Raw genomic sequence first — 13215 nt, forward strand, 5'->3', positions numbered from 1 at the left:
CGTTATCGCCAACTCTCGGCGTACCGCTTCTGTTCCGGTGTAAGTTGATCGATCGCGACGCCCCAGCTGCGCAACCGCATCATCGCGACCTCGTGATCGATATGCTCTGGGATCCTATGCAGGCCAGGCGGATAGTTGTTCGTCAACACTTCGCGCAATCCCAATGCCTGCAAGGCAAACGTCATATCCATGACCTCGGCCGGATGGCCATCCCCCGCGGCCAGGTTGACAAGCCGCCCCTCCGCAATGAGGTACAGGCGACGTCCATCCGCCAGTCGATACTCGTCGATATTTGGACGAACACGTTTTACGGACACCGATAGACGCTCGAGATCGGGTTTGCTGACTTCGACGTCAAAGTGGCCGGCATTCCCAAGAATGGCGCCATCCTTCATCCGCTTCATCGCCTCGCCATGAATCACGTGCAGATTGCCCGTCACGGTGATAAAGATGTCCCCCTGCGGCGCCGCTTCCACCAGCGGCATCACGGCATACCCTTCCATCGCCGCTTCCACGGCGCGGATGGGATCGACCTCGCAGACAATCACCTGTGCGCCGAGTCCACGCGCCCGTGCGGCCACGCCTCGGCCACACCAGCCGTAGCCGACGACAACAACCTTTTTCCCTGCAATCACGAGATTCGTCGTGCGCATAAAGCCGTCCCACACAGACTGCCCTGTCCCATAGCGATTGTCGAACAGGTGTTTACAGAGCGCGTCGTTGACGCCAAGCATTGGATATTGCAGGATGCCTTCGTTCGCCATCGCGCGCAGTCGAACGATGCCCGTCGTCGTCTCCTCGCAGCCCCCTGCGATGCACTTGGCTTGTTCCGGTCTATCCCGATGGAGGATTGTCGCCAAATCGGCACCATCGTCAATCAAGCCAACCGGATCTGCATCGAGCACCGCCTGCAAATGCATGTTATACTCTTCCTCTGTCGCTCCGTGCCACGCGTATGTGTGAACGCCACGGACCGCCAGGGCAGCGGCGACATCGTCCTGCGTCGACAAAGGATTGCTGCCCGCAATCGCAACTTCTGCACCGCCGGCCTGAATGACCAACGCCAGGTACGCCGTTTTGGCTTCAAGGTGAAGGCACATCCCAATGCGTTGGCCTGCGAACGGCTGCTCTTCGCGAAACTTCTGTTCTAGTTGCCGCAACAGCGGCATATGGGCTTTCACCCACGCAATCTTCTGCTCCCCACTCGAATGCAATTGGATATCGCGGACCATGGACGGTTGATTTGTCGGCATGCTTTCGACTCCTTCTGGAACGTAAAAAAGACGGATTGTCATCCGCCCTTTCTCCACAGTTTCTATCATTGACTCGGCATCCCCGGGGACACCATCAAAAATCCACAAGTCCGAGGCTGATGAGCAGCCCTTCATTGACCATTTTCATCATTTCGTCGTCCAGGTGTGTGATCTTGTCTGTCAAACGCTGCTTATCCAGAGTTCGCAACTGCTCAAGCAAAATGACGGAATCCCGATCCAAGCCGTACTTCTCAGCCTTAATTTCGACGTGCGTCGGGAGTTTCGCCTTCTGAATCTGAGCTGTGATGGCTGCGACAATGACTGTGGGACTGAAACGATTCCCGATGTCATTCTGGATGATCAGTACGGGGCGAAATCCTCCTTGCTCCGATCCGACCACAGGTGAAAGGTCGGCGAAGAAGATGTCCCCTCGTTTGACATTCAATCGTTCACACCCCGCTCACTAAACGCTCCACCGTGCCCCCTGCTTCCTGTTCCAAGAAGAACGACTCCGAAGCAATGCGCAGGTTTAAACGTGCCATCTCCTGATACCCTTGCTGCATCTGCTCGCGAATATCGTTGCGTCGATGCGTCAATACATACATACGCAAGGCCTCTCGTACAATTTGACTCCGATTGGCGCTGTCTGTACGCGCGAAACCATCCACCTGATCCAGCAACTGCTCTGGAACATATACTACCATGCGTTTTTTACCGGACACGCGCGGCACCTCCACTGCAATGGCGACACATTTTCCATCGAGTATTATAGCGATCCGCCATCCGCGAATCAAAACACCTTGGCCAATCCGCGCTACGCTTCGACGTACAATTTCGGCACTCGACGATTGATTTGACACAGGATTTCATACGGAATCGTCTCGGCAAGCGGCGCAACTGTTGACAATGATAACACATTTCGCCCTTCTTCATTCGCCGCCAGCGCGAACGTTTCCTGCAACCAGTTGGCTCGATTGTCTGGCCCAAGAGCGCGCCAAGCCGATGCAGTCCAAGCCGATGGCGGATCGATCCCAAACACCGTTACGAAATCCCCCACCTGCGCTGCCGGCACGTCGGACACGTCGATCATCGCCTGATCCATGCACACGCGTCCGACAATCGGAACTTCGCACCCGCGCACGCGGACAACGCCGCGGTTCGACAATATGCGTGGAAAGCCGTCCGCATAACCCACAGCAATCGTCGCAACGCGCATCGAACGCTGAGCGGTGTAGGTGGCACCATAGCCAATGGTTTCACCAGGGCGGACATCGGCCACCCGCGTGATGGACGTATACATGTGCATCACCGGGCGCAACGCTGGCATCGGCAGCACATCTGGATCTGGTGAGTAGCCGTAGGCAGCGATGCCCACCCGCACCATGTCGAACTGCCAGGCATCGCCACGCAGGAGCCCGGCGCTGTTGGCAGCATGAACCAGTGGTGGTGTACACCCTTTGTCGCCCATCGCCCGCACAGCTTCCAATAGCCTCTCCACTTGCCTCGTTGCATGGCTCAAATCGGATGCATCCGCGCATGCCAGGTGCGTACACACCCCCGCAAGCCGAATATCTTCGCGATCCGCCATCGCTTCGATCACGCTAAGCACCGCGTCGGTCGACTTCAAACCAAGCCGATTCATGCCCGTATCGATGGCGATGTGCATCGCGAGCGGCTTCGGTAGCCGAGGAATGTCCGAGAGCGGGCAGACATCGGTATATAGGACGTCCAGTTTATATTCGGCCGCGACAAGGCACTCGTCGACACCAACGGCTCCAAGGATGAGGATGGGAATGTCCTTGTCAAACGTGCGAATCTGTAAGGCCTCCTCAAGCGAGGCCACCGCCACCTGGTGCACACCCTCGCGGCGCAGCACCTCGACAACCGGGCGTACCCCATGCCCATACGCGTCCGCCTTGACCGCGACAAGCAGGCGTACGCCGGGCGCCAACCTGCCTTGCAGAAGGCGTATATTGTGGGCGAGCGCAGATAAATCCACGATCGCAAATGTCGTTCGATACACGGCGTTCACCTCGCTTGTGCCAGTGTAGCACAAAACAAAAGGCCATCCCGCAGGCGTAACGCCCGCTGCGGATGGCCCGTGCCGTATGCGCACAGCCATATCGTCTACTTCCCGACTTGGCCGAATGTCGAAATCGCAATGTCTTGCAGTTGATCGAGATTCATGTCGTTACTCGTCAGCGAGAATTCGATCCCGTTGTTGATCCACGTGATATTGGACACGTTCGTGCCGGTTGCGTGATTGTACATCGCGGGCACCCCGAACAAATTGAGCAACTGTGCGCTCGGAATCCCCTCGGCACCCGGCGTCGGCTCCGACTCGGTCAGCACATAATGATGGTTGCCGCCGGTGTAGCGCATGATGACGCTCGTGTCTGTGGGCTGCGCGAGATCGGTGAGCTTCGTGCCAAATTCGGCTGGTGGCTCGATATAATCGAACGACTGGTCGCTCGCGAGCGTCGGCTTCGCCACTTGCCCGGATTGCGCAAGGACCTGCGGATCGAACGCGTCCTTCGGGAACGTGACCCCGGTCGTGAACGACTGGTACGTCAGCGTCACCGCGGCAGCCCCGTTTTTATCGAGCAGTTTCACCGTCTGCGGATTCAAATCCTTCGACAAAACGATCTGTTCGCGGCTGATGACATCGCTCGCCGGCGTCACCGGGACGTCAAAGGAATAGACGCCGCCGTTTTTCTGGACCTTGACCGACTTTTGCGCCGTAATTTGGTTCAGCAGCTGATTGTATAAATAAATCTGGCCCTGATTCTGCGCCCAGTTGCCGTTGAATCGAAAGACCTTACCGAGCGCCGGACTGACGATGAACATGCCGCTTGGATTGCGCACGATGATCTGGTTGATCTGTTTTTCCGCGTTGCCTAGTTCAATTTTGTATGTGTCCTGCGATTCGTACGAGACGCGGACGAAGTACTTTTGGACGTTGTTGTCCATCTGTACCGTCATCATGGCTTCGCTCTGGTAGTTCTTGCTGTCGAGCGTCTCGGCATGCTCCTGAATTTTATGCGTGACCGACTTGTTGCTGCCCGGAACGCCACAGCCGACGACAACGCCGCCGGCGATGCCGAGTGCTAACAGGACTGCCGTAACCTTACGCATAGCCACCTCGCCTTTCTCCGACACACACCATTTCAACCACCAAGGTCACCGGAGAGATTGCAGATAGGCCTGGAGAGCATTGGGCAGCTCTTGGACGACATCGGAGGCCGTCGTACTCACCCGTGTAAGTGCCTTCCCCGCCAGTTCGCCCGCTCGACCGTGCAGCCACGCCCCAAGGCTCGCGGCGGCAAACGCATCAAGCCCCTGTGCCAGCAGACTGCCGACGACGCCTGCAAGGACATCGCCGCTGCCCGCCACTGCAAGCGAGGCGTCCCCTGTTGGGTTGACGCGAAGTCGTCCCTCTGGCGTCGCAATGACGGTTCGGTAGCCTTTGAGCAGTACGACCGCCTGTGTGCCCGCCGCAATCTCGCGGGCCGCCTGAATCCGCCTGGCCTGCACCATGGACACATCCCAGCCGAGCATGCGCGCCGCCTCCTTCGGATGCGGCGTCAACACGTACTCGCCCGAAACCGGCGTGAATCGCCCCGCCTGCGCCACAGCAGCCAAAGCGTCGGCGTCGATCGCGCCGCTACGCACGCCACAATCGGCCAACTCGCGTATCCAGAGGGCTGCGCTGCCGGCGCGATCGCCAAGCCCAGGCCCAATCACCACCGCCTGACAGTCGGCAAACGCCGCAGTTATGTCCGCTTGCGAGCGCACGACGATATCCGGGGCCCATTGGCTGCCTGCAGCTCCTTCGCCACCGACGACGACCATGCCGACGCCCACTCTTGCCGCCGCGGCAGCGGCCAGTCGCGCCGCCCCAGTCATGCTGCCAACCGCGATGCCGACGCGGCCAAAACTGCCCTTGTGGCTCATCGCGTCGCGCTCGCCATACTGCTGCCGAAATAAAGCAGGATGTGTATACACGGCCGTCGCATCGTCGACTCGCATCTCGATCCCGATGTCTGCGACGTGAACCTGCCCGGCATAGAGAGCCCCTGGTGTGACTGCGGTCCCCAACTTCTCCGCGGCCATCGCGACGGTCGCTGCCGCCTGCACAGCGTTGCCCAGTACTTCTCCGGTCGATGCGTTGACGCCCGTTGGCAGGTCGATAGCCACCACGTCCACCTGCGCCTGGTTGATCTCGTCCACCGCCAATGCCACGTCGCCTGTCAAGGGCCGCGACACGCCGGTACCGAGAATGGCGTCGACAATGGCCACTTTTCCGGTCGCCCGCGCGAGCGTCACCACTTCCCGGACAACTCCGGGCTCGTACAGCCGCCAATGCACCCCTGCGGCATCGGCGATGGCTTGTGCGATCCGCGCGTCTGCCTGCAAGGTGGCGGGATCGACAAGCGTGACGACGGAAACTGCGACGCCTGCTCGCTTCAACCAGCGGGCACAGAGCCAACCGTCTGCGCCATTGTTGCCCTTGCCGCAGACGACGACGGCTGCCTCCACGGCGCGTGTCAAGACGGCATCGGCGACAGCCCGTCCGGCGTGATCCATGAGCACGATGGCCGGAACCCGGTATGTTTCGATGGTGTCGTGATCGAAACTCCGCATTTGTTCACTCGTGACGAGATACACAAAGTACCCTCCCCGAGGATTGGTATATGGATATTCGCGCTGTCCCAACAATATGTACAATCATGACAAGCGGGGAGCCTGTTCCAACTGCTCGAGAATGGCGACCGCGTAAGCCACGCCAGCGGCATGCGAGAGCGAGACGTGAAGCCGAGCTGAAGGCTGTTGCATATGCCCGGCAACTTCAACGAGCCCGGATATGTCCGACCACTCCGTGACAAGGCCAGTTTCGCCGACGCGAATGCTGACCGTCGACATGCCAAGCTTGCCAAGTCCAAGCCCTGTTGCCTTCGCTATCGCCTCTTTGGCCGCAAAACGGCCTGCGACAAATTCAGCGAGTCGCGCTTCATCGGCAAATTGAGCGGCGATTTGCTGTTCCGACTCAGACAACACACGTTGTAAAAACGGTTCGCGGTTGCGGCGAAGCGCCTGGCGAACGCGATGGATTTCAATTAAATCGGTGCCAAGACCGATGATCACAGGAAAATCACCCCTGTGCCATTATACACCAGGGTTTGCAGTCTGGGCCCGCCCGTCATACCAGGTGAAATCGAGCTCGTTTTGTGGCACAATGATCAAGATATGTCGATAGAGAGGGCGGAAGCTTGGTGCACCACGCAATCGAAGCGGTATTCGTACTGTTCATCGGGTGCCTGTTCGTCTACCTGATGAAAATTCGTCCCGGTGCAAAGCCCATGACAACACCGAAAATGGTGGGCTATTTGATACTGGGCATCGTGATTGGAGTTATCTTCATTTCAACCGACGGGATTTACGCGCCGACCACGGGATTATAAACCATGTTGACACGCAGGTACGGATGGGCGATGGACAACTAAGAATAGGAGATGCAAGGCGTGATCGTGCTTAAAAGCAGACATGAAATTGCGTTGATGAAAGAGGCCGGAAAGGTCGTCGCCGCGTGCCATGAGGCACTTCGCGAAAAAGTTCGTCCGGGGGTTGCGACGCTGGAAATCGACGCGTTCGTCGAGTCCTTCATCCGAAAATATCATATGGAGCCGGCGCAAAAGGGTTATCGCGGTTACCCGTTTGCTGCCTGTACGTCGGTCAACGATGTCGTTTGCCACGGCTTTCCGAGTGATTATGTACTCAAGGAAGGCGACATTGTGACCGTCGATATGGTTGCGCTGCATAAAGGATTGCACGCTGACTCGGCATGGAGTTATGCAGTGGGCGAGATCAGCGAAGAAGCTCGCCAATTGCTCGACGTAACGAAGCGGGCTTTGTACGTAGGAATTGAAGCGGCTCAGATCGACAACCACATTTCGGATATTGGCCATGCGATTCAGACGTATGTGGAGGCGCAAGGCTTTTCTGTCGTGCGCGACTACATCGGGCATGGCATCGGGCGGCAGATGCACGAAAGCCCGGAAGTCCTCCATTTTGGGCCGCCGCACCGAGGCGTTCGCATTCGTAAAGGCATGGCATTCACCATCGAGCCGATGGTGAACGTCGGCACCTATGCGTGCAAGCTGGACGACGACGGTTGGACCGCACGCACCGAGGATGGGAAGTTGAGTGCACAGTACGAACATACGTTAGTCATGACTGAGCACGGTCCAGACATCATCACAGAACAGGCCGAATAAGCCGTTCGGCCTGCCTCCAAAAACACCGGGACAGCTGCTTCTGCGCTGGCTGTCCCACGAATCGCGGTGAAAACCAGCCATCACCTTGCGAGATGTTCCCCTTTCCAAGGGCCTGTCTGCAATAAGCTTTCGTCAATGACAAAATGGGCATCCGACAAGATCTTGGCCAGGTGTTCAAGCGGCGTGCGAGCCACCTCGCGGTAAGATTTGCGCGTGTACAGGTCCACGGCGTTCGGCAGTTCGCGTTTCAGCTGTTTTCGCAAACGATTCCCCGCCGAATCCGCGTCCACTAAAATGTAGACCTCATCTTGCTGCAACGGCACAATCTCGTTCTCAACCTGCTCGTAACTGAGCGTGCCCTGCGTGCATACCACCTCGACTTCTTCTCGAAGGACCTTGAGAATTCTGGATCTGTCCGTCTTGCCTTCCACAATGATCACTTTGCGCGAAGTCGCCGGTGTACGCATCTCGTTCAACTTCCTTCCGTCCATCAAACACTGAACAAACTGCATACGGTGGTGCTGTCCTCATCATAACACGCTCGAAATCTCTCGACAGCCGGCCATTCATGGAGAATCGTCCAGCCGCATTGACACCTGCGGCATACGATGTAGAAAAAGGAGGACTCTTGATGGCCCATCGGAGCGCTGTCGATGCAGAACACTGCTTTTTACCGTTGTTTCTCATCTTTGGCGGTCTGGGTGCAGCGCGAGGCTTTTCGCGCAATCGCGGATGGATTGGACAACCGGGCCGGCCTGGTGTTGTCGATCCGCCTATGGGCGGACGCATGACGCCCGGATATGGTTATCCCGGCTACATGTCTCCCTACGCGCTTAACCCAGGCTATATGCAACAACCCCCTAATGGAGGCATGCCCGCAAGCAGATGGCCCTTCATGTTCTAAAGCGCGGCTTGGCTGCAGATGATCTCCGTCTGCAGCCGTCCGTCTGTCCGACTCACACGTTTGCGGTGGCTGACGGTTTCAAGTCCGCGTCATTGATGGCTCCGTCAATGAGCTCGAAATTGTCAAAGTTCACATTCACCTGAACTGGATGCCAATTGAAAAATCCATAAAGCCCACCGTGTCCTTGACACAATTTCATGTTGGCGTCCCAGCCGCCCACGTTATACTCTCCAAAAAAGCTCCCGGCGTTCTGCTGCGGCGTATTCGTGTTAAACACGCCCACCAAAATGACACATGGCATCCCTGGCGCCCTCCTAACGGCTATGCGTTCGCCGACAGTTCCGGCTTGGCATCGGGATCGTTAATCGCACCGTCGATCCCTTCAAAGTTGTCAAATAGCAGATTTAACTGGATCGGAAATGCGTTGAATGCCCCATAGGTGCCACCATGTCCTTGTGCCAGCTTCATGTTGGCGTCCCAACCGCCGATGTTGCCTTCTCCCACAAAAATAGCGGCATTTTGCTGTGGCGTATTTTGATTGATCATGCCAAACGCGATAAACGAAGGCATAGTCGACCTCCCATCGATGCACATCATACGCCAGTGTATGCAATGCATGCCTGTACCCATGCGGACAGTTCACGACACCCTGACTTGACAGCGGTGTATCACATGTTATGATACACCCATATCACAGGATACACTTCGTATCCCAGGGAGTGGAGGCGTTTTGGACGAACGGCGAGTGGGCTCCCTGAGTTTTCGAATCGACTACAGCCAGCCTATTTATGAACAAATTGTTCAACAGTTTCAAAGTTCCGTGGTCAAAGGCGAAATCGAACGAGGTTCCAAAATCCCCTCGGTTCGCGAATTGGCACAGGCTCTGCACGTTACACCAAACACGGTCATGCATGCCTATCAGGAGATGGAACGCAGCGGTCTGACTGAAACCAGACGAGGCCAAGGCACGTTTATCACATCGTCGCAAGAACAGATAGAACAGCTTCGCACCAAACTCGCCGATGTCGCAATTCAACAATTCATGCAGAGAATGAGTGACTTGGGATATTCCAAACGCGATATCCTTCGGCTCATCGAGGCCAACGAAAGGGATGAGGAGCGTTGACAACAACCCTAGAGCACCAGATCGAATATGCGGTGAAATGTCTTCAGGTAGGTAAGCGGTACGGACGCTCGCAAGCCTTATGCAACCTTTCCCTGTCTCTTCCGCAAGGGCGTACCATTGGCATTCTCGGGCCCAACGGTTCTGGCAAATCAACGCTGTTTCGCTTGCTGATGGGCCTTTCCCAACCCGATAGCGGGCACATTGAGATACTTGGGCAAAGGCCCAGCTGGCAAGTGAATCGCGACATCGCGTACCTGCCTGACCGCGCCCGATGGTACGTTGGGGATACGGTTCGTGATGCGTTCCGTTACGCTCAGCGACTGCTGCCCGGCTTTTCTCAGCACCTCGCGGACAATCTGGCTGATGTCATGGAGATCTCCCTCCATATGAAAGTGGATGCCATGTCGCGCGGGCAAGAGGCACGTCTCATGATCCTCCTTTGCGTTGCGCGCGAGGTACCTCTCATCATTCTCGACGAACCATTCTCAGGCATAGATTTGTTGTCGCGCGAGCGCATCATTGAGTGCCTGATTCACCACATGAGCCGACGCGAGGTGACCATGCTCGTCAGCACACACGAGTTACATGAGGCCGAGCCATTGTTGGATCATGCCGTGTTTCTAAACCGGGGCGAGTTGATCATGAGCGGGGATGCGGATGAATTGCGAGCACATCACGGCTCACTGGAACGAATCATGAAGACGTTGTATGCGTGACGCGTGTGGCTCCTTCTGTCCCGTGAATACCACATGTTGAGTGTAGGAGGAATGGCAATGTCTTCAGAAACAGGTTTTGCGCTGCTCATCGCTCGCGATATTCGCCGCTCCATGAGTTCTGGCAAACCGAATCGCCATTGGCGGCTGGTATACGCCGCCGCGGCGGTATTGGCATTGGCTGTCGTAGCAACATATGAAAGCACCCAACACACCATGGTGTTATCATCCATCACCCCTGTCTGGACCATCTCGTTCTACATTCCAATCATTTCGTTCGGGTTTCCCATGGCGCTCGTGATGAATGAGTGGCGCCAGAACACAGTCGGGTGGTGGCTAACCTTGCCGTTACCCAGGTTTCAATTGGCTGCGGCTAAATGCTTGGCCGGTGTCGGAAAAGCCGCACGAGTCACGTTGTGGACATTTCTTGGCATTTCCGTTTTGGGGATCTATGCGAGTATCGTGAGTACACATCGGCTAGACATATCCAGTTCACTGGCATTTCTCGCAGCCGGCTTGCGATGGAACCTGTTTCTGCTCTGCCTCTGTCCATTTACGTCGTCGTTGGGACTCGTGTTTGGAACCATGCGCCAATCGCGATGGCGCCCTGCCCTGCCTATTGCTTGGGCAGCCTGCGCGATAGGTTGGTCGATTGGGAATAAAGGGGGGAAGAATTGGAACACGAAAAATCTGCTTGGACTTGGCCATGGCATGATCACATCTGAGGCTCTCCTGCACGTTGCGATTGCCATCGTGGCAAGTTGGTTACTGGCCGTGTTGTTCATATGGTTCGCGGCCTATCTCTTGGAGCGCCAAACGAATCTGTGATGACAGACGTCACTAGCCGCCCCGCAGCTGCGAGGCGGCTTTGTCCTGCCCTTTTCTGCCTCCCTGTTTGCTCTGAATCAGACCACGGGAGTTGTCGTGCAAGTCGTCGTATATGCAGGAACAAGCAAGAAGAACAGGACGAAGATGATCAGAAACACCACTGCCCAACGCGTGTACCCACCAAATACGCCGTACATATGTGCTCCCTCCTGAAGCGAGTTTGTGTGCTGCGACACACTGCCATACAATGCTGTGAGGGAACATCAGCGTGCGGGCCAATGTCTAGATGAGAACCGCCAGTCGCACCAAAGGAGGATTTTCCGTGTTCACTCAGCTCATCTCCCTCGATGACGCTCAGTTGTCTCTGCTGCCACCACAAAGTCTGCTGTTTCTGCACACACCCTTGTGCGGAACCTGCCAAGTTGCACGGCGCATGCTTGAGGTGATCGTCGCCATGCGAAGTGATATCCCGCTCTTTGAGGCAGACGCCAATTTCGTCCCCGCCACCTTACACGCGTGGCAAATCGCAAGCGTCCCTGCTCTAGTCTACCTGGTGCACGGCCAAGTGGAAGCCGTTCAATATGCGTTTTCAGGCGTGGCTGAATTGGCGGATCGGATTGCGCGTTTTTTGGATGGCCATGCAGATATCTAGAGGAACCGCCATGCGCAAATCCCCAATCGCCTACGACACCGGAATCCCTGGTATGGCTTCCACCATCTCGCGCCACGTCAGGTATTTGCGCTCGATATCCTCTTCCACCAAGCGGCTCCCTCGTTGCACCTCGATAAATTGCATGCCCGAGCGCGTGCGTATGGCGTGCCACGTGCCTTGATCGACACGCACCACGTCACCAGCGCGAACGCGGTGCCAACGCCCATCGAGTATGACCTCACCCTCGCCCTCGATGATGGTCCAGATCTCCTCGCGCCAAGCGTGACGATGATAGCTGAGATTGCGCCCGGCGTGAAGATCAATGCACTTGGTCAGGACTTCCGTGCTGTCGAGAAACTTTTGATAGTCGATCACGCGGTACGTTCCCCACAGGCGCTCTTCAAACATCGGTCGATTCTGAATGGGACCCACGACGTCTTTGAGGGAAGCCGACATCGTCTTGTCCGCCGCAAGTATCCCGTCAGGCGTCGCGACGACCATCATGTCGCGCAAACCGATGGCGACGACCGGAATACCAAGCTCGTTGACGACGTGCGTACCTTCGCATTGAGATAAGATGGCCTGTCCGACGCCCTCGTTTTCCATTTGTTCGGACAGCGATGACCACGTGCCGAGATCGGACCACATGCCGCGGTACGGATGGACTACAATCGATTGCAGCTGCTCGACGACTTCGTAATCGAAACTGCGCTTCGGAAAGGCATGGAAGTCGTTGTGGGCATCCTCATACGTCGCAGGCAAACCACGCTTGTTCAGCAAATTGATAAGCGTTCGCGGCAAGAAACAGAAGACACCGCAGTTCCAAAGAGCGCCTTCCCGAATCAATCGCCGCGCCGTCTCCTGATCTGGCTTCTCCACGAAACGGCGCACCTTCAGGACACCATTCAGGCTCACGGCATCCGGCACGATATAGCCAAACTTGCTGGTTGGTTCCGTTGGCTGGACACCCATCAACGCCATATCCGCACCACCGTCCTGCAATAACGAGGAAAGGCGCTGAATCTCCTGAAAATAGTGGTCATCGACGAAGTGATCGACCGGGCATACGGCGACTGGCTCGTCCAGTTCGACACCGCAACGGTCGACAAGGTGGAGGATGGACAGCGAGATTGCGGCAAACGTGTCACGGCGCTCCGGCTCTTCGATCACGCCGATCTCGCCGATTTGGGCGTGAATGATCTCCGTCTGCACTTTCGACGCGCACACATGCACCTGATGTGGCGCGAGCCCGCAATCGCCAATCTGTCGCCACACTCGCTGCAGCATCGACTCGAGCCCGGATTCGTTTCGCGACGACAGAACGCGCAGGAACTGCTTCGAACGAACGTCGTTAGACATCGGCCACAACCGCTTACCTGAACCTCCGCTCAACAACACCAGTCTCATCGTCAACACTCCTCCACCGAAGTCTGGACACACATCGCCCGGCCGCAAGATTCTCTT

At 56.7% G+C, this 13215-nt stretch carries 18 protein-coding genes; 7 read left to right on the top strand and 11 right to left on the bottom strand.

From position 1 onward, the window contains the following. Window positions 1-2 precede the first annotated feature (2 nt). The 7 genes from C7445_RS03920 to acpS form a co-directional block, all read right to left on the bottom strand. Complete coding sequence (locus C7445_RS03920) at window positions 3-1253, bottom strand: adenosylhomocysteinase (RefSeq protein ID WP_134158750.1); 1251 nt, start codon at window positions 1251-1253, stop codon at window positions 3-5. 94 nt (window positions 1254-1347) lie between these two features. Beyond that, window positions 1348-1698: a type II toxin-antitoxin system PemK/MazF family toxin gene (locus C7445_RS03925; RefSeq protein ID WP_040290409.1), complete on the bottom strand. Its 351-nt coding sequence runs from the start codon at window positions 1696-1698 to the stop codon at window positions 1348-1350. A 4-nt stretch (window positions 1699-1702) separates the two neighbouring features. After that, window positions 1703-1975, bottom strand: a complete 273-nt coding sequence (locus C7445_RS03930; protein ID WP_243834927.1) for a CopG family ribbon-helix-helix protein — start codon at window positions 1973-1975, stop codon at window positions 1703-1705. Window positions 1976-2067: 92 nt separating this feature from the next. Continuing rightward, entirely contained in the window at window positions 2068-3375 is a 1308-nt protein-coding gene (alr, locus tag C7445_RS03935) for an alanine racemase (protein ID WP_243834928.1), read from the bottom strand. Between the two features lie 5 nt (window positions 3376-3380). Next, window positions 3381-4388 carry a LolA family protein gene (locus C7445_RS03940; RefSeq protein WP_243834953.1) on the bottom strand — a complete coding sequence of 336 codons (1008 nt, stop codon included), beginning with the start codon at window positions 4386-4388 and terminating at the stop codon, window positions 3381-3383. Window positions 4389-4433: 45 nt separating this feature from the next. After that, on the bottom strand, window positions 4434-5921 hold the full coding sequence (locus C7445_RS03945) for an NAD(P)H-hydrate dehydratase (protein ID WP_134158752.1): 1488 nt from the start codon (window positions 5919-5921) through the stop codon (window positions 4434-4436). 60 nt (window positions 5922-5981) lie between these two features. Further along, a complete protein-coding gene (gene acpS / locus C7445_RS03950; RefSeq protein WP_134158753.1) occupies window positions 5982-6398 on the bottom strand; it encodes a holo-ACP synthase in 417 nt (138 codons plus the stop codon). A gap of 128 nt (window positions 6399-6526) precedes the next feature. On the opposite strand from acpS, the gene C7445_RS03955 reads away from it, so the two are divergent. Together C7445_RS03955 and map are read left to right on the top strand one after the other, a co-directional pair. Then, entirely contained in the window at window positions 6527-6715 is a 189-nt protein-coding gene (locus C7445_RS03955) for a hypothetical protein (protein WP_134158754.1), read from the top strand. A 60-nt stretch (window positions 6716-6775) separates the two neighbouring features. After that, window positions 6776-7528, top strand: coding sequence for a type I methionyl aminopeptidase (gene map, locus C7445_RS03960; protein ID WP_208320830.1), 753 nt, complete (start codon window positions 6776-6778; stop codon window positions 7526-7528). Window positions 7529-7608: 80 nt separating this feature from the next. Here the strand turns inward: map and C7445_RS03965 are convergent, their stop codons facing one another. Next, on the bottom strand, window positions 7609-8040 hold the full coding sequence (locus C7445_RS03965) for a toprim domain-containing protein (protein ID WP_243834929.1): 432 nt from the start codon (window positions 8038-8040) through the stop codon (window positions 7609-7611). 119 nt (window positions 8041-8159) lie between these two features. Here C7445_RS03965 and C7445_RS03970 point away from each other — a divergent pair, with 119 nt between their 5' ends. Next, entirely contained in the window at window positions 8160-8432 is a 273-nt protein-coding gene (locus C7445_RS03970; RefSeq protein WP_134158756.1) for a hypothetical protein, read from the top strand. Between the two features lie 52 nt (window positions 8433-8484). Here the strand turns inward: C7445_RS03970 and C7445_RS03975 are convergent, their stop codons facing one another. Then, window positions 8485-8733, bottom strand: a complete 249-nt coding sequence (locus C7445_RS03975) for a hypothetical protein (RefSeq protein WP_134158757.1) — start codon at window positions 8731-8733, stop codon at window positions 8485-8487. Window positions 8734-8753: 20 nt separating this feature from the next. Further along, the gene (locus C7445_RS03980; RefSeq protein ID WP_134158758.1) at window positions 8754-9002 is read right to left on the bottom strand and encodes a hypothetical protein; all 249 of its coding nucleotides are present in this window, start codon (window positions 9000-9002) and stop codon (window positions 8754-8756) included. 160 nt (window positions 9003-9162) lie between these two features. Between C7445_RS03980 and C7445_RS03985 the strand changes: the two genes are divergently transcribed. The 4 genes from C7445_RS03985 (at window position 9163) to C7445_RS04000 (ending at window position 11751) form a co-directional block, all read left to right on the top strand. Further along, the gene (locus tag C7445_RS03985) at window positions 9163-9558 is read left to right on the top strand and encodes a GntR family transcriptional regulator (protein ID WP_134158759.1); all 396 of its coding nucleotides are present in this window, start codon (window positions 9163-9165) and stop codon (window positions 9556-9558) included. Next, on the top strand, window positions 9555-10274 hold the full coding sequence (locus C7445_RS03990) for an ABC transporter ATP-binding protein (protein ID WP_243834930.1): 720 nt from the start codon (window positions 9555-9557) through the stop codon (window positions 10272-10274). Before C7445_RS03985 ends, C7445_RS03990 begins: the two co-directional genes overlap by 4 nt. Window positions 10275-10331: 57 nt before the next feature. Then, complete coding sequence (locus tag C7445_RS03995; protein WP_134158760.1) at window positions 10332-11099, top strand: hypothetical protein; 768 nt, start codon at window positions 10332-10334, stop codon at window positions 11097-11099. A gap of 322 nt (window positions 11100-11421) precedes the next feature. Further along, window positions 11422-11751: a thioredoxin family protein gene (locus C7445_RS04000; RefSeq protein WP_134158761.1), complete on the top strand. Its 330-nt coding sequence runs from the start codon at window positions 11422-11424 to the stop codon at window positions 11749-11751. 30 nt (window positions 11752-11781) lie between these two features. Here the strand turns inward: C7445_RS04000 and C7445_RS04005 are convergent, their stop codons facing one another. Beyond that, a complete protein-coding gene (locus tag C7445_RS04005; protein ID WP_134158762.1) occupies window positions 11782-13158 on the bottom strand; it encodes a sugar phosphate nucleotidyltransferase in 1377 nt (458 codons plus the stop codon). Window positions 13159-13215: the final 57 nt, after the last annotated feature.

Source organism: Alicyclobacillus sacchari, from assembly GCF_004366795.1.
GTDB classification, from domain to species: Bacteria; Bacillota; Bacilli; order Alicyclobacillales; family Alicyclobacillaceae; genus Alicyclobacillus; species Alicyclobacillus sacchari.